General features: G+C 58.5%; 15 protein-coding genes and 3 pseudogenes. 8 read left to right on the forward strand and 10 right to left on the reverse strand.

Features of this window, described 5'->3' with window-relative positions:
- Nucleotides 1–58: 58 nt before the first annotated feature.
- The 4 genes from ACTJLA_RS14875 to xylA form a co-directional block, all read right to left on the reverse strand.
- Nucleotides 59–1195: a sugar ABC transporter permease gene (locus tag ACTJLA_RS14875; protein ID WP_106118377.1), complete on the reverse strand. Its 1137-nt coding sequence runs from the start codon at nucleotides 1193–1195 to the stop codon at nucleotides 59–61.
- Entirely contained in the window at nucleotides 1196–2749 is a 1554-nt protein-coding gene (gene xylG, locus ACTJLA_RS14880) for a D-xylose ABC transporter ATP-binding protein (RefSeq protein ID WP_314544462.1), read from the reverse strand.
- Nucleotides 2746–3747 carry a D-xylose ABC transporter substrate-binding protein gene (gene xylF / locus ACTJLA_RS14885; RefSeq protein ID WP_181124158.1) on the reverse strand — a complete coding sequence of 334 codons (1002 nt, stop codon included), beginning with the start codon at nucleotides 3745–3747 and terminating at the stop codon, nucleotides 2746–2748. The genes xylG and xylF overlap by 4 nt, the downstream gene beginning before the upstream one ends.
- Before the next feature lie 144 nt (nucleotides 3748–3891).
- Nucleotides 3892–5208, reverse strand: coding sequence for a xylose isomerase (gene xylA, locus ACTJLA_RS14890; protein WP_127882107.1), 1317 nt, complete (start codon nucleotides 5206–5208; stop codon nucleotides 3892–3894).
- 291 nt (nucleotides 5209–5499) lie between these two features.
- On the opposite strand from xylA, the gene ACTJLA_RS14895 reads away from it, so the two are divergent.
- From ACTJLA_RS14895 to ACTJLA_RS14920, 6 genes and pseudogenes are all read left to right on the forward strand, one after another.
- Nucleotides 5500–5772 carry a PAAR domain-containing protein gene (locus ACTJLA_RS14895; RefSeq protein ID WP_440841497.1) on the forward strand — a complete coding sequence of 91 codons (273 nt, stop codon included), beginning with the start codon at nucleotides 5500–5502 and terminating at the stop codon, nucleotides 5770–5772.
- Between the two features lie 232 nt (nucleotides 5773–6004).
- Nucleotides 6005–7447, forward strand: coding sequence for a hypothetical protein (locus ACTJLA_RS14900; protein WP_314544452.1), 1443 nt, complete (start codon nucleotides 6005–6007; stop codon nucleotides 7445–7447).
- Nucleotides 7444–7776: a hypothetical protein gene (locus ACTJLA_RS14905; protein ID WP_127882110.1), complete on the forward strand. Its 333-nt coding sequence runs from the start codon at nucleotides 7444–7446 to the stop codon at nucleotides 7774–7776. Before ACTJLA_RS14900 ends, ACTJLA_RS14905 begins: the two co-directional genes overlap by 4 nt.
- 244 nt (nucleotides 7777–8020) lie before the next feature.
- The gene (locus ACTJLA_RS14910) at nucleotides 8021–8260 is read left to right on the forward strand and encodes a hypothetical protein (protein ID WP_127882111.1); all 240 of its coding nucleotides are present in this window, start codon (nucleotides 8021–8023) and stop codon (nucleotides 8258–8260) included.
- Between the two features lie 478 nt (nucleotides 8261–8738).
- Nucleotides 8739–8885: pseudogene (locus tag ACTJLA_RS14915) on the forward strand (serine/threonine-protein phosphatase); the annotation flags it as partial.
- A gap of 173 nt (nucleotides 8886–9058) precedes the next feature.
- Nucleotides 9059–10234, forward strand: coding sequence for a XylR family transcriptional regulator (locus ACTJLA_RS14920; RefSeq protein WP_314544448.1), 1176 nt, complete (start codon nucleotides 9059–9061; stop codon nucleotides 10232–10234).
- Here ACTJLA_RS14920 and ACTJLA_RS14925 read toward each other — a convergent pair.
- The 5 genes and pseudogenes from ACTJLA_RS14925 to ACTJLA_RS14945 form a co-directional block, all read right to left on the reverse strand.
- Nucleotides 10231–11493: a carbohydrate porin gene (locus tag ACTJLA_RS14925; protein WP_314544447.1), complete on the reverse strand. Its 1263-nt coding sequence runs from the start codon at nucleotides 11491–11493 to the stop codon at nucleotides 10231–10233. The two genes, ACTJLA_RS14920 and ACTJLA_RS14925, sit on opposite strands and share 4 nt — an antisense overlap.
- Before the next feature lie 57 nt (nucleotides 11494–11550).
- The gene (locus tag ACTJLA_RS14930) at nucleotides 11551–13959 is read right to left on the reverse strand and encodes a glucose/quinate/shikimate family membrane-bound PQQ-dependent dehydrogenase (protein WP_054895671.1); all 2409 of its coding nucleotides are present in this window, start codon (nucleotides 13957–13959) and stop codon (nucleotides 11551–11553) included.
- Nucleotides 13960–14254: 295 nt separating this feature from the next.
- Nucleotides 14255–14791: pseudogene (locus tag ACTJLA_RS14935) on the reverse strand (methyl-accepting chemotaxis protein); the annotation flags it as partial.
- 327 nt (nucleotides 14792–15118) lie between these two features.
- Nucleotides 15119–16198: pseudogene (locus tag ACTJLA_RS14940) on the reverse strand (HAMP domain-containing protein); the annotation flags it as partial.
- A gap of 139 nt (nucleotides 16199–16337) precedes the next feature.
- Nucleotides 16338–17228 carry a bestrophin family protein gene (locus ACTJLA_RS14945; protein ID WP_003190542.1) on the reverse strand — a complete coding sequence of 297 codons (891 nt, stop codon included), beginning with the start codon at nucleotides 17226–17228 and terminating at the stop codon, nucleotides 16338–16340.
- Nucleotides 17229–17557: 329 nt separating this feature from the next.
- Between ACTJLA_RS14945 and ACTJLA_RS14950 the strand changes: the two genes are divergently transcribed.
- Complete coding sequence (locus ACTJLA_RS14950) at nucleotides 17558–18409, forward strand: hypothetical protein (protein ID WP_169922168.1); 852 nt, start codon at nucleotides 17558–17560, stop codon at nucleotides 18407–18409.
- A gap of 2 nt (nucleotides 18410–18411) precedes the next feature.
- Nucleotides 18412–19440: a GGDEF domain-containing protein gene (locus ACTJLA_RS14955; protein WP_172415511.1), complete on the forward strand. Its 1029-nt coding sequence runs from the start codon at nucleotides 18412–18414 to the stop codon at nucleotides 19438–19440.
- 450 nt (nucleotides 19441–19890) lie between these two features.
- Here ACTJLA_RS14955 and ACTJLA_RS14960 read toward each other — a convergent pair whose 3' ends face one another.
- Complete coding sequence (locus ACTJLA_RS14960; protein ID WP_003190545.1) at nucleotides 19891–20190, reverse strand: ArsR/SmtB family transcription factor; 300 nt, start codon at nucleotides 20188–20190, stop codon at nucleotides 19891–19893.
- Nucleotides 20191–20197 lie beyond the last annotated feature (7 nt).

Genomic DNA, 20197 nt, shown 5'->3' on the forward strand with positions numbered 1-20197 from the left:
GCCGCCATCGCAGGCAAGCCAGCTCCCACAGGTGATCGGTGGTGTTCTGGCGGACGAGTTATCGCCTGCCCGAGCGGGTACTCACATCCACCCACACCGCCAGCACCAGAATGCTGCCCTTCACAATCATCTGCCAGTAGCTGTCCACATCCAGCATCGACATGCCGTTGTCCAAACTTGTAATCACCAACGCGCCAAGCAGCGCGCCATAGACGGTGCCCGAGCCGCCGCGCATCGATGTGCCGCCGATAAAACAGGCCGCGATGGCATCGAGTTCGCCCATGTTGCCCGCCGAGGGTGAACCCGCAGCAAGGCGCGCGGTGTTGACCAGGCCGGCCAGCGCGCACATCACCCCCATGATGCCGAAGATCCACAGTTTCACTGCTTGCACGTTGATGCCGGATAGCCGTGTGGCTTCCATATTGCTGCCTACCGCATACACGCGGCGGCCGAATACGGTCTGGCTGGTGACGTAGCTGAATACGCCGAGCAGCACCAGCAACAGCAGAACCGGCACGGGGATACCGTCGTAGCTGTTGAGGGTGGTGACGAACCCGGCGAGCACCGCGCCGATCAATACCACACGTAACACGTCGCGCACCAAAGCGTGCGCGGCCAAGCCATGCAGTGCGCGGTTGCGCCGCTGCTTCCAGGTCAGGAACAGCGTCAGTGCGAACAGCAGTACGCCAAGCCCAGCGCCCACACTGTGGGGCAAATACCCCTGGCCCACATACACCAGCGACGGCGACACCGGCGCAATAGTGGTGCCGCCGGTAATCCCCAGCAGAATCCCGCGAAACGCCAACATTCCGCCCAGGCCGACGATGAACGAGGGAATGCGCAGGTAAGCGGTCATGTAGCCGTTGGCCAGGCCGATCATCAAGCCGCACAGCGCCACCAGGCTCAGGTTGGCCAATAGCGGCACGTGATAGACCACATCCAGAATCGCCGCCAGCCCGCCCAACAGTCCGAGCAACGAGCCCACCGACAAGTCGATCTCGCCGCTGATAATCACCAGCACCATGCCGCAGGCCAATATCCCGGTGATCGACATCTGCCGCAGCAGGTTGGAGAGGTTGCGCGGGGTGAGAAAACCGCCCTCGGTCTGCCAACTGAAAAACAACCAGATGAACGCCACGGCGATCACCAGCGCGAGCATCTTGTAGCGGGTAAAAAGGTGTTTGACCTGATTCATCTACGCGGTCTTCCGATCATTAGGGTTATGGCTGAGCGCGGCGGCGAGCACCTGTTCCTGGGTGAGCCCTTCATTGATGAAATCCCCCCGCAACTGGCCGTCGCCAATCACCAGCACGCGGTTGGACACGCCGAGCACTTCGGCCAATTCCGAGGAGACCATGATGATCGACACGCCTTCGGCGGCCAGCGCACCCATCAGTTTGTAGATCTCGTACTTGGCGCCCACGTCCACCCCGCGTGTGGGTTCGTCGAGGATCAGCACCTTGGGCTGGGTCATCAGCATTTTCGCCAGCACGGCCTTTTGCTGGTTGCCGCCTGAGAGGCTGGTGATCGGCAGCGACGGGCTGGCGGTCTTGAGGTGCATGCGGCTGATCTGCTGGTCGATGCTGCCCAGTTCGGCCTCAGCGTCGATGCGGGTCATGTGCGCGTAGGTGTCGAGCACCGCCAGGGTAATGTTCTGGCCTACCCCCAGGTCGGGAATGATGCCTTGGCGCTTGCGGTCTTCGGGCACCATGCACAGCCCGGCGCGGATCGACTTGAGCGGCGTGCGCGTATCGATCACCTGGCCGTCCAGCCATACTTCGGCGCTGTAGCGGCCGGGGTAAGCGCCGAACAGCGCCGACACCAACTCCGTGCGCCCGGCGCCCACCAAGCCGGCGATGCCAAGGATTTCACCGCGCCTGAGCACGAAGGAGATGTCGTCGACGCGCTTGCGCTTGGGGTTATCGACGTCGTAGCAGGTGACGTTACGCGCTTCGAAGATCACCTCGCCCACTTCATGGTGCTCGATGGGGAAGAGGTTGCTCATTTCGCGGCCGACCATCTGCGTGATGATCCGGGGGATGTCCATGTCTGCCATGGCGGTGGTTGCGATATGCTTGCCGTCGCGAATCACCGCAATGGTGTCGCACACCGCCGCCACTTCATCGAGCTTGTGGGAGATGTACACGCAGGCCACGCCCTTGGCCTTCAGGCCCTTGATAATGTCCAGCAACACCTCGATTTCGCCACGGGTCAAGGCCGAGGAGGGCTCGTCAAGAATCAACAGGCGCGCCTGTTTGTTCAAGGCCTTGGCGATCTCCACCAGTTGCTGGTAGCCGCCGCCGTACTGCGACACCGGCAGCGCCACATTCATGTCCGGCACCTTGAGTTCACGCATCAACGCCTCGGCGCGGTGCAACATCGCCGGGTAGTTCATGCGCCCACCGGGCAGGGTCAGTTCGTGGCCCATGAAAATGTTCTCGGCCACCGACAGGTCGGGCACCAGGGTCAGTTCCTGGTGAATGATGACAATCCCGGCGGCTTCGGTTTCGCGGATGGACTGGGCCTTGAGCGGCTGCCCATCCCAGACGATTTCCCCCTCCCAGGTGCCGTGCGGGTACACCGCCGACAGCACCTTCATCAAGGTGGATTTACCCGCCCCGTTTTCACCGCACAGGCCCACGCATTCCCCAGGCTTGACCTTGATGTCTATGCCGTTGAGAGCGTTGACACCGCCAAAGCTTTTGACAATGCCGTTCATTTGCAGCAGGTAATCGGCGGCCACGGTCATTGCCCGGCGATCTGCTCTTTGGTGTAGAAACCGTCCTTTTCCAACAGGTCGATGTTGGCTTTGGTCAACGGCGTCGGCGTAAGCAGGATGGTGTCCACCTTCTTGCTGCCATTGTCATATTGCGAGCTGTAGGTCGGCTGTTCGCTGCGTGCCAGTTGCACCGAAAGCTTGGCCGCTTCGGTAGCGATCAGCTTGAGCGGTTTGTACACGGTCATGGTCTGGGTGCCGTTGATCACGCGCTTGATCGCTGCGAGGTCAGCGTCCTGGCCGGAGATTGGCACCTTGCCCGCCAGTTTCTGCGCGGCCAGGGCCTGGATCGCACCGCCGGCGGTGGCGTCGTTGGAGGCGACAATAGCGTCGATCTTGTTGTCGTTACGGGTCAGGGCGTTTTCGACAATGCTCAATGCCTCGGTGGGGTTCCATTCCTTGACCCATTGCTGGCCGACGATCTTGATATCGCCTTTGTCGATGGCCGGTTGCAGCACCTTCATCTGACCTTCGCGCAGCACCTTGGCGTTGTTGTCCGTCGGCGCGCCGCCGAGCAGGAAGTAATTGCCCTTGGGCGCCGCTTGCAACACGCCGCTGGCCTGCATCTCGCCGACTTTTTCGTTATCGAAGGAAATATAGGCGTCGATGTCGGCATTGAGGATCAGGCGATCATAGGACACCACCTTGATCCCGGCTTTCTTGGCTTCGGCCACCGCATTGGTCAGCACCGTGGCGTTGAACGGCACGATCACGATCACATCGACGCCCCGGGAGATCAGGTTTTCGATCTGGGCAATCTGCTTCTGCTCGTTGGCATCGGCAGACTGCACGAACACCTTGGCGTCGAGCTTTTCCGCAGCGGCGACAAAGTAATCACGGTCGCGGGACCAGCGCTCCAGGCGCAGGTCGTCGATGGAAAAACCGATTTTGGGGTGCGCAGGATCCGCCATCACCGGCAGGGCGAGCAGTGCCAGGGCTGCGGCGAGCAGGGCAGGTTTGAATGACTTCATGGTGGTGCGTCCTTTTATTGTTGTTGGAAAGACACTAGGTGAAGATCCTCTTTGTGGCGAGGGAGCTTGCTCCCGCTGGAGTGCGTAGCACTCCCATTTTTTGGGGCCGCTTCGCGCCCCAGCGGGAGCAATCTCTGGCCACAGTCAGGTGTAGATAAACCGATTCACAACGCCTTCAAGCATCTCCTGGCGCCCGCTCACCGCCTGCGGGTTCAGCGCGTTGGCAAAGGCATGTTCAGCCAATGACTCCAGGCTGAACTCACCGGCCAACACCGCCTGGCCCAATGGCTGCTGCCAGCCGGCATAGCGTTGGTCCTTGAACTGCTGCAAGCGGTCGTCCTGCACCATCGCCGCCGCACGCTCCAACGCCAGGGCCAGCACATCCATGGCGGCGACATGCCCGTGGAACAGGTCCACCTCGTCGAGGCTCTGGCGGCGCACCTTGGAATCGAAGTTATAGCCGCCGTTCTTGAACCCACCGGCCTTGAGGATTTCATAGGTGGCCAGGGTCATCTCCTCGACGCTATTGGGGAACTGGTCGGTGTCCCAACCGTTCTGCGGGTCGCCGCGGTTGGCGTCGATACTGCCGAAGATCCCCAACGACACGGCGGTGGCGATCTCATGATGAAAGCTGTGCCCGGCCAGCGTCGCGTGGTTGGCCTCGATGTTCACTTTGATCTCGTGTTCCAGGCCGTACTCATGCAGGAAGCCGAACACGGTGGCGCTGTCGTAATCGTATTGGTGTTTGGTCGGCTCTTGGGGCTTGGGCTCGATCAACAGGTCACCCTTGAAGCCGATCTTGTGCTTGTGTTCAACCACCATGCGCATAAAACGCCCGAGCTGTTCGCGCTCGCGCTTGAGGTCGGTGTTGAGCAAGGTTTCATACCCTTCACGGCCACCCCACAGCACATAGTTGGCGCCCTTGAGACGCAGCGTGGCATTCATTGCACTGAACACCTGGGCGGCGGCGAAGGCGAACACCTCTGGGTCTGGGTTGCTCGCGGCCCCGGCGGCAAAGCGCGGGTTGCTGAAGCAATTGGCGGTGCCCCACAGCAGCTTGATGCCGGTCTGTTCCTGATGGCGCTCCAGGTGGTCGACCATCTGCGCAAAGTGATTGCGGTACTCCTTGAGCGTGCTGCCTTCGGGCGCCACATCGGTGTCGTGAAAGCTGTAGTAGTCGATGCCCAGCTTGGAAAAAAACTCAAACGCCGCCTCGGCCTTGCCGATGGCCACCTCCATCGGATCGCCACTGCGCTGCCACGGGCGCTTGAACGTGCCCATCCCAAACATATCCGCCCCCGGCCACACAAAGGTATGCCAATAACAGGCTGCCATGCGCAGGTGCTCCCGCATGGGTTTGCCGAGGATCAGTTTGTTGGCGTCGTAGTGACGAAACGCGAGGGCAGAGGTGCTGGCAGGGCCTTCGAAGCGCACCTTTTCGACACCGGGGAAGTACGGCATGGGGTTTTCCTTATTGTTCTGAGCGGTGTCTGGATACTAGCAATGGCACTTGGGCGGCTGATTATGAAAATCACCAAAGGGGAGTGCGATTTTGAGTGAGGGGCTGAGAACGGCTGAGGGAGTACAGGATTTAGAGAAACGTCTGACTTTACGGTGGGGATATGCCTCTTCAAGGTTTGGTGTGCCACTGACTTGCTCCTGCTCGTTTACCTCGGAAGGCGTTACGCGTCAGTTTTCTTATCGAGACGAGCAGGGAAGTACGGCCAAAAAACATGGATAAGAGGCAAGAAAATGAGCGTAGGTTATTTCATTGGACTGGGTGACAAGACCTCCTGCGGTGGGAAAGTGCTGGACGGTGATAAGAGAGTCAACATACATGGCCTTTTTCATGCGTGCGAAGGTGACCGAGTCACCTGCGACAAGGATGGGCAAACTTATAAGATCGTCGGTGGCATTTCCCACATAAACAGCCATGGTCGGCTTATGGCCGGCACTTTGGATAGTTACAGCGTCAGTCGCGAGGCGCTGGAAGCCACACTTTTCCGACGCTCGACCCGGCTGTAATGCGCAAGTTTAAAACACTGAATCCGGATACCGGCAACGTCAAAGCCGTCTCGATGATCGTACTCAGTGACCCAAACAACACCTGCTGCGCCTATCAGGAAGCGCAACTTTGGCATGCCCCGCCGAACCCGATCTAACGAAGGAGATACACCCGGAGCAACGCCACTGCTGATAGTTGATACGACAGCGGCGATTTAAGGACAAAACAACCATTTGAAGGAGCTCATTGCCAATGAGTAGTGACAACTCAAGGAAATTGACACCATCAGGAGTCTGCCGCCCCACACAGCCGAACAGGTATGCCGCACACATGCCGCCTTCCCAGCGGGAGTTTGATTGTGTGGAGGAACAGCGTCCCCGCGAACTAGATAAAAACCAGCATATAGGACTTATCTTCGAGTGGGATAACGGGGAACGCTTGGACCCGAACATATCCTGTCACCTTACGGTCGGTAGCGAGACAACAATTCACAAACTAGCGGATGGCAAAAACCTGTTTTGCCTGGCGCCAGCCGGTGAATACGTGGCCCAACTGCTTAAGGACGTCGACACGAAGAAAAATCTTGACGAAGCCCGAGAGCAGCTCACAAAAGCACTGGCTTCAATCATTGTTCATGAAAAAGAAGAAGCGGCGGCGCTAAGAAAAACTCAGGATGAACGAAACTTTGTTAGCAATTACGCGCACCTGTATTACAAACAGGCACGCGGCTTCGCACTCACAGGCTGGAGATTTAGCAAAGACCTCAAGGAATGGAATGATTTAATAAATCCATTCAACCAGTTGTCAAACGCACTCATTGCCGCATGGAATGCCGAAAGTACTGGCGGAGTGTCTTGGACAAACTCCCTTATTCAGAATTATTCAAAAAAACAGAAAGATGAGTTCATAGAGGCTCTTGGCTTCGACCCAAAACAAATCGATATTGAACAGCTAGCTGAAGCTTATGAGTACGCATGCTTTATCTACAGCGACTCACCCAGCAAAATATTAATTGGCAAATTTCTTTTAGAATATGTGATGGTGCAGAACCCAGAGGAAGTTGCCGAGTTCAGCGGAGCCGTTCTATTTGAAGTAGTGCTGGGCGCAATACTGGTATACTTAACTGGCGGCGTAGGCTTGGTGTTCAGGGCAGCGCGAGTCATAACCGACAACCTCTTGGCGCTACTACGAAAGGTTGGCGAGATCCTCATAAAAATCGCCAAGCTGACCAAGAGTGCTACGATAAAATCAACTAGCCTTGTAAGAGGTGTCGCAGGGAATTCGGTAAAGACCGTCAGGATTCCACGACCAAAAGAGATCGTGCCAGATGAAATCCCTGCGCCGAAGCTGCATGAAACAGGAGGTGCGGCAAGAGCAGCACAATATGCAAAAAACTGGCCAGAAGCCGATCTAGACAATGCAGTCAGTAAATTTTCCGGTCCGCACCCCATTATTAGCACAACAGAGAAAGGAAAAAAAATATATAAGAGTCCAGAAACCGGTGTCGAAATAGTTGAAGATCTTAACGGAGGTTACTTTAGAATTTATGACCCATCAAAGCCCGGAAAAAGAAAATACCTAGACTTATCGGGCAGCATCCCCAACAATAAAACTCTGCCAAATGGAAATAAAACAGGAATGACACAAAGCGAATACAACGAAATCACTCACTTCAAAAAGAGCTTTAAAAAATGAAATTAATATCAACCCCCTTAACCGTTGAAGCAATGCATCGTCTGGACATCGACGAAAGTCTGCCCGGCGATGTCGAGGAACTTTATCTCGCGAACGAAGACTACTCACTGTTGTCCAATTGCGGAGTATTCGACACAATCAATTTAGCCTTGGGAAAAATGATAGATGAGTATGAAGATGAGAACATCCAAGGTTTTGCAGATCTTAACACTTCACTTAATATCCTCGGTGCGACTTTTCACAACACACAACTTGAGGTGGTGCGCGAAATAATGCGCCTCAATCAGTTGGCAATTAAAAATAATACAGGGCTGTTTTTTTATTTTTAAGCGCGCCTTAACTCATGCTACTCCTCATACCCTTCTGACAAGGTGCGGGCGCGCAATGAAACCGCCCCGAGCTCGGGCTCCGGGCGGTAGCCGATGGCAAGGACCTAAGACTCTAATATGAACGCACAGACAAAATCGGCGATAGGATCCAAGAAGTTGCGGTGGCACAACCTGCAGCTCAAATCTCTCAATTATATCTCGGCAAGGAATAGAATTAAGCCTTGTGAAAAAAACGTGAAGCTGGATGAGTAACTCAATTAACAACATAGATAATCTCCCTTTAATTGAGGAGATCAAGCGTATAGCCCAGGGTCTGGCGTTAATAGATGCGATAATTATGCCCCAGTGGGAGCACAGGTACTTTTCGCTTAACTGCAACTGGGACGGCCAGCATGAGGAAATGATAGCATCCATGAGGAACGGCGAAGGGGAGGGTGCTTTTTACACTTCATTTGTGAGGGGGCGCAGGAAAAGTTTTATCTAAAAAGCCATTATCTGACGCGTTTGCGCATCTGGATAAGGTCCCCAAAAATTTCCATACGTTCAAAGATGAGCCCGCATTCTCAAATGATAACGCAAGCCTGTTTTTTTGGAGAAGAGCTAACCAATCGTCGTGGTATACTATCACCAGATAAACTGGAAGAACTTTCTTTGCTCGGCTTTTTGGAAGGGGGGCTCAAGCATATAAAAAACTCGCCCAAGACTACTATGAAAAAGACATAGATATAAATACCATTGAGAGAATCTTTGAAATATAAACGGTTACAGCAGAACAGTTAGCCGTACTTAATTCTGAAATAAGCCTCGATGACTTAGAACAAGATCTTCAGGAAATTGTAGGCGATGCAAACTAGTTATTTCCACCCCTAAGAATGACTCGCTGCGAATTCTAATCAGGTCGTATGCCCCCAAGGATGTCCTGATCAACTCCGGGTAATTGTGAGGTAGTGCCGGCAGCGAGTGACTACGTGGAACGCCTGGCACAGTTGCGCCAGTGCCTGCATGGACTCAATCGTCGGCTCCATCAGGAGCTGACGGTGACCCCACGACGTCGCGATACCACCATGGGCAGCACGGTAATGGCCCTGTTGATGCAGGACAACCGGAGCGACTTTTAGTTATCGATTTGGCAATGATGATAGTTGCCTGTATTTGGATGGGTGTCGTGGTTGTGCTGCTTAGATTTAGGTGACCTCAAAGCGGGCCTCCTCCAAGGCTCGCTATCCTGATCAGTCAAACCTCTGCGTACTCATCTGCACCGACCGGCCCCAGGACAAAAACAATGAAAACCCTACCGCCCGTTCACCGCATTGCCTTGCTGTTCAACGGCAGCAAAATCTACGACCGTGGCATCATCGCCGGCATTGGCAACTACCTGAGCAGCACCCGCGCATCCTGGGACCTGTTCCTGGAAGAGGACTTCCTCTGTCGCCTGCGCGGTATCGAGCGTTGGCAGGGGGATGGGATCATTGCTGACTTCGATGATCCGCTGATTGGCGAGGCGCTGGCCGGCAGTCGGGTTCCAGTGGTGGCGGTGGGTGGGTCTTATGAGGATGTGGGCAAGTACCCGAAGGGCATTCCCTATGTGGCCACCGATAACCATGCCCTGATGAAGCTGGCCTACGAGCATCTGGTGGAGGCGGGTTTGACGCGGTTTGCCTGTTTCAGCCTGCCCGAAGCCCAGGCCAATCGGTGGGCCCAGGAGCGTGAGAAAGCTTTTCGCCGCTTGATGCAGCGCGATGGCTTGCAGGTAGAGGTGTATCGCGGGCTGGGCACCAGTGCGCCGTTGTGGGACAGCGCGGTGGAGCAGCAGATTGCCTGGCTGCACAGCTTGCCCAAGCCTATCGGCATTATCGCGGTGACCGATGCCCGCGCCCGGCAATTGCTGCAAGCCTGCCTGACGGCGGGCATTGCGGTGCCGGAGGAGGTGGCGTTGATCGGCATCGACAACGACCCGCTGACCCGCACCCTCACGCGGGTGCCGCTCAGTTCGGTGATCCAGAGCACGGAGACCATGGGCCGTACCGCTGCGGCATTGTTGCATCAGATGCTGCATGGCAAACCCTGCACGGGCACGCAGGTGCTGGTGCCGCCAGACGCCATTAACGTGCAAGCCTCCAGCCTGCATCAACCCCTGGGCAACCCTTACGTGATGCAGGCCTTGTTGTTTATCCGCCAGTACGCCTGCCAGGGTATCAAGACCGATCAGGTCGCGGCTTATGTCGGTGTTTCCCGCTCGTCCCTGGAAGCGCATTTTCGCAAGGCGCGTGGCTGCAGCGTGCATGATGAGATTTTGCGCTTCAAACTCGCCGCTGCCGCCAAGGGCCTGGAAAACCAAAGCCTTGCTATAGCCGACATTGCCGCACGCTGCGGCTTCACCTCTGCGCAGTACCTGCATACGGTGTTTCGCCGCGAATTTGGCTGTACGCCACGTCAGTATCAGCAGGGCGCGAGCTAGAACACCGCTTTGACTTGCAAACCCAGCACCAGCGCATTGTCGATGCTCTCACCGGAAAACGCCCCCGGCTCGATGATGTATTGCACATCCGGGCGCAAGGTCAGCCAAGGCGTGGCCTGGTAGCCATAACTGAGTTCGATCAATTGTTCGGCGCTGTCGATTGAGGGGTAGGACGCCCCGGCATTGAACGCGGCCAACTCTTGCACATCACGGCTGCGCGGGTTCGGCACCGCGCGGCCATAGCCCAGGGCGACGGTATCGCGCGGGCGATCTTCGAACGGCTTGTACAGCACCACGCCTGCGCCATACCACTTGGTGAACGGCGAGGCCGTTTGGCTGGCGGCAGAGTACTGGCCGAAGGCGTGCAGGCTACGGCCTTGGGATGATTGTGAGGCCCACACAGCCTGGTCGATCAAGAGGTAGTGACCGCCACGCCCGCTGACGTCCTTGTTGCTGCCAATGCGTTTTACATCGGAACTGTCGTAGTAATAACCGAGCTTGTATTCACCGGGCAGTGCGCCCGCATGCTTGTAGATAAGCTCGATGGGCACCACGGTGCCGGTGGTGTGCTTGGGCCCCAGGTGCCAGGCACGGCTTGAGTTGCCATTGCTGGACGGGTCGACATTGAACGCCGCCACGCGCAGTTGCCAGTTGGGCGAAAAGTCGTATTTCACCCGGGCGCCGAGGTGCGCATTCGGGTAGTTGGCCCAGCCACTGCCGCCGGACATATTCAGCGGATGCCCGCAGAAGCCGGCGTTCATGAAGTTGCACAGGATGCCGCTGTCCAGGCCGCCGAGATCATTGCCCATGGCCATATAGCCCAGCTTGAGGTTCAGCGCCGGGGTGAACAGCGTGCGCTCGTAGCTCAGCTCGGTGAGGCGCGTGTAGAGGCCGCCGTAGTTTTCCTGGATCGGCAGGCGGTTGCCCACCAAGTCCTCGGAGGCGCTGTTGCCGCGTCGGTCGTTGATGGTCAGCTGGATGCGGTCGCCGTTGTTGAAACCGTAGAGCTTGCCCAGGTCGAACTGCACGCCGAGCTTGATATTTTGCGAATAGCGCGCCGAACGGTGTTGGCCGCCGTGGGCGTTGTAGGCGGTCTCGCCGCTGTAGTCACCGGTAAAGCGCACACCTTGCGCGTCGAGTTCGCGGCGCAGGCCGCCCCAGTCGCCGGTCAGGGTGGTGTCGTCGGCTTGAACGGGCAGGGCGGCCGCAAAGGCCAGGCCCAGCGCCAGGCGCCAGGCGGTATGAGGAGTAGGGGTCATGGGGGATCTTTCCAAACACAAAGCGCGGTGCCGGAGCACCGCGCGAACAGAGGGCGGTTACGGCAGGGCGTAGGCGATCACGTAGTCGCCACGGTCGGTGGACTGGCGTGCGCCGCCGGCGGTGACGACGATGTATTGCTTGCCGGTTTTCGGCGACACGTAGGTCATCGGCCCACCCTGGCTGCCAACGGGCAGGCGGGCTTTCCAGATTTCATCGCCATTGCCGCTGTTGAAGGCGCGCAGGTAGAAGTCCTGGGTACCAGCGATAAAGATCAGGCCGCCTTGGGTGGACAGCGTACCGCCCAGGGTCGGCAGGCCTACCTTGATCGGCAGGTGCATGCGGATACCCAGGGGGCCGGTGTCTTCAACGGTGCCCACCGGTACTTGCCAGGCGACCTTCTGCGTCTTCATGTCGATGGCGGTCAAGGTGCCGAATGGCGGCGCCTGGCACGGAATGCCGGCCACCGACAGGAAGCGGTTTTTGTTCACCGCATACGGCGTGCCCTTGAGCGGCACGGCGCCCATGCCGGTGTTCAGCGCTTCCCCACCGGAAGAGGTCTGGGCCTTGTTCTGCGACGGTACCATCTGGATCCACAGGCCCAGGCGCATGTCGTTGACGAAGATAAAACCGTGCACCGGGTCGGTGGAAATGCTGCCCCAGTTCATGCCGCCCAGGGAACCCGGGAAGCTCAGGGATTTATCGGTGCCCGGCGCGGTGTACAGGCCGTCGTAGCGCATGCCCTTGAAATCGATGCGGCACAGCAACTGGTCATACGGCGTCGCGCCCCACATGTCCGACTCGGTGAGGGTTTGCGCGCCGATCTGCGGCATGCCGACGGATTTAGGCTGGGTCAGGGAATACGGCTCGTTGGGAATGTTCGCGGCTTTTACCGGCACTTCCTGCACGTCCGTCAGCGGCTTGCCGGTGGCGCGGTCGAGCACGTAAATCTGCCCGGCCTTGGTGCCGATGACCACGGCCGGTACAGCCTTGTCGCTACCTGGCGGGGTGAAGTCGATCAGGCTTGGCTGCATTGGCAGGTCGAAGTCCCACAGGTCGTTGTGGACCGTCTGGTAGACCCACTTCTCGGCACCGGTGGAGGCGTCGAGTGCCAGCACCGAAGCGCCGTATTTGTGGTTGAGCTGGGTGCGCTCCACGCCGTAGATATCGGTGGAGGAGCTGCCCATCGGCAGGAAGACCGTGTTCATCAGTGGGTCGTAAGACATCGGCGCCCAGCTGTTCGGGGTGCTGCGCACGTAGGTGGCGTCGCCCGTCGGGGCCTGCTTGTCTTCAGGGTTGCCTGGGTCGAAGGCCCAGCGCATCTGACCAGTGATCACGTCAAAGCCACGGATCACGCCACCGGGCATATCGGTCTGCACGTTGTCTGCCACGCGACCGCCGACTACGACGGTGGTACCGGCCATCAGCGGCGCTGAGGACAGTTGGTAGTAGCTGTCTGGTACATTGCCCAGGCCGGCCTTGAGGTCCACCTGACCGTGGGTGCCGAAGTCTTCGCAGAACTTGCCGGTGTCGGCGTCTACGGCGATCAGGCGTGCATCAATGGTGTTGGTCAGCAGGCGACGCTGGCACTGCGCACCGGCAGGCACGCTGGCGGCCAGGACCGGCGAGCTGTCGGGCTGGGTCGGCTGGGCAATCGGCGCGCTGGCGTCGAAATACGCCATGCCCCGGCAACGCTGCCACACTGCCGATTTGGCGTTGACTTCGTTTTTCCACAGTTCTTTGCCGGTGTCGGCATCCAGCGCGATCAGGTTGTTGTGCGGGGTGCAGATAAACACTTTGTTGCCGATCTGCAGGGGCGTCAGTTGGTCTTCGGCACCGTTACCGTCGCTGATGGCCACGTCGCCGGTGTGATAGGTCCAGGCGACCTTGAGCTTGTCGATGTTGTCGCGGTTGATCTGGTCCAGCGCGGCGAAACGGCTGCCACCTTCGGTATTACCGTAGTGGGCCCAATCTTTCTGCGCATCGGCCGCAGCCACCGGGGTGACGCCCGGGCCTGCACCGGTGGGCGCAACGCTGGGGTGCGCGACAAACATATTGCCCGCTGCCACCGCCACGCCCAGCGCCAATACGGCGGCGACGCCATAGGCACCCCGCGCCGGTTTGCCGGCCAGCAACGGATACACCAGTGCGACCACCACGCCAATCACCGCAAACATGAACAGTCGCGAGAACAGCGGCCAGTATTCCAGGCCCACGTCGGCCACCGCCCACACGGCGGTAGCCACTAGAAACGCGGCGAACAACCAGGCGCCGGCAGGCTTGCAGCGGGCAATCAACAGCCCGGAGATGGCCATGACCACGCCGCCCAGCAGGAAGTACCAGGAACCTCCCAGGCTGACCAGTTTGGCGCCGCCGACGGCAAGCGCAAGGCCGAGCAGGGCGATGACGACGCCCAGGCCCAGGAGTAAGAATCTAGAGACGCCAGCGGCGCGCGATGCTCGTTTCATGTCGAATGGACTCGAGTGAGAGAGGGCAAAGACGCGATTTTAGCAAGATAAGTAACCGGTTAGTACATTTGAGTCCTGCAATAGACTGTTGCAGGTACTGCGATGATGGGCAGGGCCGCCTCTGAGTCGGCCTAGATGGACCCTGCGACGCGTACCCTGTGGCGAGGGAGCTTGCTCCCGCTGGGGCGCGAAGCGGCCCCGCTCNGCTCTTAATTTAAAAGACTGGGACTGCTACGCAGTCCAGCGGGAGCAAGCTCCCTCGCCACGGTACAGCGCTGCCTTTATTGGGCGGGCATCAGAACTTGAAGCGCCCCACCAGCCCATTGAGCTGGCCGGAAATATCAGTCAGCCGCCCTGAACCGGTCTGCGCCGAATGCGCAAAGCCTTCCACCAACTGCGCGTCGGCGTGGATCTGCGCGATATGCCGGTTGATCTCTTCGGCCACCTGATGCTGCTCTTCGGCGGCGGTGGCGATCTGAGTGTTCTGGTCGCGAATCGAATCCACCGAGCCGCGGATCTTGTCAAAGCTGTCACGGGCCTGCTGGATGCGCTCCACGCTGGTGTTGGACACCAGCAAGCTGCCTTGCATCTGCTGGGTGACTTCCTGGGTGCGGCGGGCAAGGTTGCCCAGCAGGCTGTCGATTTCGCCGGTGGAGTCGGCGGTGCGACGCGCCAGTGCACGCACTTCATCGGCGACCACCGCAAAGCCGCGGCCCTGGTCGCCAGCGCGGGCGGCTTCGATCGCGGCGTTGAGCGCCAGCAGGTTGGTCTGTTCGGCAATCGAGCGGATGGTGTCGAGGATGGTGTTGATGTTCTGGCTGTCTTGCTCGAGCAACTGCATGGTCTGTGTGGATTTTTGCAGGTCTTCGCTGAGCTTGAGCACGCTGCCGGTGGCTTCGCCGATGTGCTGCTGGCCGGTGTGCACGTCGCGATAGCCCTCATCGGCACTCGTGGCGGCGGCGCTGCATGAGCGCGCGACTTCGTTGGCGGTGGCGACCATCTCGTTGAACGCGGTGCTCACCAGTTCCACGGCTTCGCGCTGGCGGCCGGCGGCCTGGTTCATATTGTTGGCCACGGCGCTGGTGTCGGCGGCGGCGGTTTGCAGGTCTGAGGAGGCGTTGCCGATGCGCTGCACCAGTTGCGCGATCATGCTCAGGAACTGGTTGAACCAGCCGGCCAGGCTGGCGGTTTCGTCCTTGCCTTGCACTTTGAGCTGGCGCGTGAGGTCGCCTTCACCTTCGGCGATTTCCTGCAGGCCGTCGGCCACACCGCGAATCGGACGCACGATCACACGGGCGAAACTGGCACCGACGATTGCGAACACCACGGCCAGTACGGCGGCGATCGCCGCGATCAACCACGTCAGGCGGGTGGCGCCGGCCATCACTTCGTCACGCTTGATCAGGCCGATAAAGCGCCAGCCCAAGTCTTTGGAACTGACCACGTTGGCCATGTAGGCCACGCCATCGATGCTCACCTCGGTCACGCCATCGCCGTGCTTGGCCAGTTCGGCGTAGTTCGCGCCCAGGCCCGCCAGGGGCTTGAAGTTGTGCGTGGCATCGCTGGGGTCCACCAGCACGTTGCCGTCGGCTTCCACCAGCATCAGGTAGCCGCTGTCGCCCAGCTTGATGGTGCGCACCAGCTCGGTGAGTTGCTTGAGCGACACGTCAAGGCCAACCACCCCAAGGACGTTACCCGTGGCATCCGCGACGGTGCGCACGGTGCCGATCAGCACCACATCGTCCGGGGCCCAGTAGTAGGCGCCTGTGCGCACGGTCTTGCCTGGCGCTGCAATGGCGGCCTGGTACCAGGGGCGGGTGCGCGGGTCGTACTGCGTCAGCTTGGCGTCGTCCGGCCAACTGGCGTAGCCGCCATCGCTCAGTCCCAGGGACAGGTAGGCGGTACTGGGGTGGCTTTTGGCGAACTGATCAAAAATCGCCAGCAGTTCGGTGTTGGTCGGCGTCAGCGGAATTTGCGCTGCATCGGCGCCGGCGTAGTTCTTTAGGTTCTTGGCCGCGATCACACGCGGGTCTTTGGCGACGAAGTCGACATTCTGGCTGATGCCGTCGAAAAACTGCTGCATGCCATTGTCGATCTGGCGGATCTCGCGGCCGCTGCTGTCGAGGAAGTTGGCCAGCGCACCCTCGCGCAGGTTCAGCACCACGATAATGGCGACCAGGATGACCGGCACGCACGCGATGGCCGCAAACGCCCATGTCAGCTTCTGCTTGATATTCATGACTTCACCCGCGGGTATTTATAGTTTTGGCAAGGGGAGAAAAATGGGTACTGCGTGTCGCAGGCGTTTTTGTGAGAGGCGAGGCCATGCGTACCCTCGGTATATCGGCCGAGGGAGTTGGCACTTGAGGAGGGGGGAATCAGGCGATCGGGTCACCGACCAGGGCATCGCGGCGCATCGACTGCAGGTTCTTCTCGATGGTTTCGCAGATGCTTTCCATCTGGATCTGGTGTTCGCTGGAATTGAACGGGCTTTGCAGGTCAGTGCCGATGCGTTCGATGGCCAGCAGCATGAAGCCCACGACTGTGGAGGCCAATGGCGTGAACCAACCGAGCGATTCCACCAGGCCCACCGGCACGATCAGGCAGAATAACGAAATGAATAGCCGCGGGAAGTACACGTAAGGGTAGGGCAGTGGCGTGTTGGCAATCCGCTCCATGCCGCCCTGGGCGTTGGAGAGGTCCACCAGGGTCGACTCCAACCGCGCCAGGCGGATGCTGTCCAGGCGCCCGGCCTGGTATTCGCGCGCCAGTAACGAGGCCGAGCCGGTGAGGATGTCATTGGCGAAGTTATTGGTGGCGCCGTTGCGCGCAAATTCTTCGGCGGGGATAAAGGCTCGCACTTCCTCCGGGCACGGCTGGCCCTTGAGGTGCGCAGCCAGGCAATTGACGTAAGCCACGTGACGGCGCAACAGCGTCGACTTCACCGGGTTCACCTCACCAGGGGCGTCATCGAGCAGGGTCAACACTTGCCGAGCAAAACTGCGCGAGTTGTTGACCATCGCACCCCACAGCGTGCGTGCTTCCCACCAGCGGTTGTAGGCGCTGCTGTTGCGAAAACTGATCAGCACCACCAGTGCCGAGCCGAGCAAGGTCAGGGGCATCAGCGGCAAATTGATCTTGGCGGTGAGAAACAGCATGAAATCCACCGTCACCGCCACATCCCACAACAACAGCCAGAACAACGCCCAGCCCACATAGCCCATGGTCTTGATGATCAGGCGGTATTTCTTCAGAAGGGCAGCTTTCAAACGAGAACCTCGCGGCGGGCGGTTGGCAACAATCCCCTGTTACGACGCCGCCGAGGAAGGAAGGTTCGCAGTGTGCTGAATCGATTAGTCCTCTAACCGCCAGGCGGAGAGAATGTAACCAAAGGTTGCGCGTAAGTGTGTGCCATAGGGCATCTGACTGTGGAACAACTTTGGTACTGATGACGTCTTGTCCGGCAATCGCTGTACATTGCGTTCGAGGCAAAAAGCCATTAATGGCAGGATTTTTGAAGTGATTTGTTTTGGGGCCGGGCTGCAGGGATTTCGTAGCTGAGATCAGTGGCATCAAGTTGGATGATCAGGGCTCTTTCATGCGTGTCAGTTCGTTGAAGTTGGCTATGTGTAATACCGCGCAAGCGCTCGAACGTCATAAGGATTTTGAATCGTGCATGAGAGCGCATTACCACGTGCTGCTCGTGCCCTATTCGAGACGACCGTTTTTCTACAAGAGTGCCCTTAAATACAGCCGCTTGATGGTGTCGTTTGCATTATTGAGCCAATACTTTTCTACACCGCTGCCTTTGTTGGCAGAAGTTAAAGCCTTGTGCGTAACGCGCAAATATTGTTCGAAAAACAGCCTGGAATCGATTTTTTTGCTATTCCGGGCCCTGGGTTTCATGGAGGTTGCGCCGCACCCCGAAGACAGTCGCTTCAGGGTGTATGCACCTTCGGATGAAGCCTGCCGCGAAGCGCGGTTGATGCTCACCGCCCTCACGGAGTCTTTGGCGCTGCTCTATCCCGAAAGGGAAGTGTTCCGGCAGATGCGCGACTTGGATGACCGCGAGTTCCTTGCGCTCTATTTCAAGGGTTTTGCCATGATTCTCGCGGCCGAGTTGACGGTGGATGTCTTGCTGCCCGAATGTTACTGGCTGGTGAAGCGCGACGCCGGCCATCTGTTGATGCTGGCGATCTACAACGACGCCTTTGCCCCTGAGAACGACCGCGCCACCTTCCGGTCGTCTTCCTACCTAGCCTTGGCCAAGCAACTTTCCGTGTCCAAGACCCACATTATCCGTATGGTGCAGGAGGGGGTTGAAAAGGGTTATTTCAAAGCCCACTCCAAAACCCGGCTGGAAGTTCTGCCACCCTTTGCCAGCCTGGTAAAGCGGTTCATGGCCTTTTCATTTGCGATGGGCCTGCATGCTATTGAGATGGGAGCGTAAGGATGCCTGCTAACTTGAAGTTGCGGCCCAGAATGCGCAGTTTGTTGTCACCTGCGGTGACCCAAGCCGAAGGGGTAGGGATTATTGCCTGGGTCGGCATGCTCCTGATTCCTGCGGCCCTGAAGTTGAATTTTTATATGTTGGGCGTCACGGTGGGCCTGCTGATTGTTTGCCGGGTACATGCCACCACCACGAACTTTCTGCTCTGGCGAGTGCTGGGGGTCACCTATATGGTGTTGTTGTCCGTCGGCTTCGCTTATCTGATTCATATGAACAAAGAGTTGCGTATCTATGGCCTGCCGTTGGCCGTGACCCTGGTGGTGGGCAGTGCGATCTTGTTTATCAGTGTCCAGGATTATCTGGTCGATGCGCTATTGATCTGGCTGATCCTGTGGCCGCCCATGCAGGCGGATATATACGTTGGCACCGAGGTGTATTTGCTGCTGTTCTGCGCCGCGTCGGTATCCATCGGGTTTATCTTGAGTTATTCCTACTTGAAGAACCTGCGTTCGGTATTGCTGGTGGAAAGCGAGTTTCGCGCCTTGGCCGAGACCGACTACCTGACCTCCATTCTCAATCGGCGCGCTTTTATGCAGAGCTTCGAGAAGTTGCTCGGTGGGGAGCAGGGCGGCTACTTCATCATGTTGGATATCGACAGTTTCAAAGAAAAAAACGATCTGTATGGCCACGACGTGGGGGACAAGATTCTGCGCGCCATGGCCCTGTGCCTGAAAAACGCCAAGGGCAGCCACAGCTTTGGACGGATCGGCGGGGAAGAGTTCGGCGTGTTATTGCAGGGCGACGATGTGGAGGTGGCCTGTGATTATGCCCTGGACTTGTTGCAAGCGATCCGCAGCAGTGTGCCTGCGCCCCACCATTACACCTGCAGTGCGGGAATGGCGCGTTTTTCGCCGGGCGACGAGTTGTCGGCCGTACTCAAGATGGCGGACAAGAACCTGTACGGCGCCAAGCGCAATGGCAAGGACTGTGTGCACCTGGACGGCGCGCTGCTAAAGGCGGTCTTGTCCTGAGGCTTGGCGTCTAGTGCATAGGTATCTGCACAACTTTCCAAGTTGCAGCAGCCAACGCTAACCACGATGCGAAGCGAGCCGCTCTTGATCTTGATCTGCTTTTGATCTTAAGCGCCCCGTTAAACCACGCTGGCGGATTACGGGCACACCGAGCCTGGGCGAGGTGCCGAGTGGTGGAGCAAGAGAACCCTAAGTGGCTGTTACCGCAGGAATGGATATGTACTCGGTATAACTGTGCCGGCTGTCAGGCCGCCTTCGCGAGCAAGCCCGCTCCCACAGTTGGATTGAGGGGTGTCCGGTAAATATGGGGCGGCTGTCGGGCCGCCATCGCAGGCAAGCCAGCTCCCACATTTGGATTGTGGGGTGTCAGGTAGGCAAGCGCCGGGTGGCAGGCCGTCACGGGAGCAAGCTCCCTCGCCACAGGCCCGGCGTCGCGCCGAAGTTATGCGTCTAGTGCTGTGACAACACGCTGGCCAGCAACCCAGGGAAGCGGCTTTCCAGTTCGTCACGGCGCAACGAGTTCATATGGGTGGTGCCCACATTGCGCGTGTGCACCAGGCCGGCATCGCGCAATACCCGGAAGTGATGGGACATGCTGGACTTGGGCCGCCCCCCGTCCAGTTCGCCACAGGTGGCCTCTGGCACGTTGGCCAGGTAGCGCACGATGTCCAGGCGCACGGGGTCGCTCAAGGCGTACAGCACACGCTCAAGCGTCAATTCTTGCGGGGTAGGGTGTTTGAAGGCTCGCATGGGGCGG

This window comes from Pseudomonas sp. 22072, from assembly GCF_052046095.1.
GTDB lineage: Bacteria > Pseudomonadota > Gammaproteobacteria > Pseudomonadales > Pseudomonadaceae > Aquipseudomonas > Aquipseudomonas paracarnis.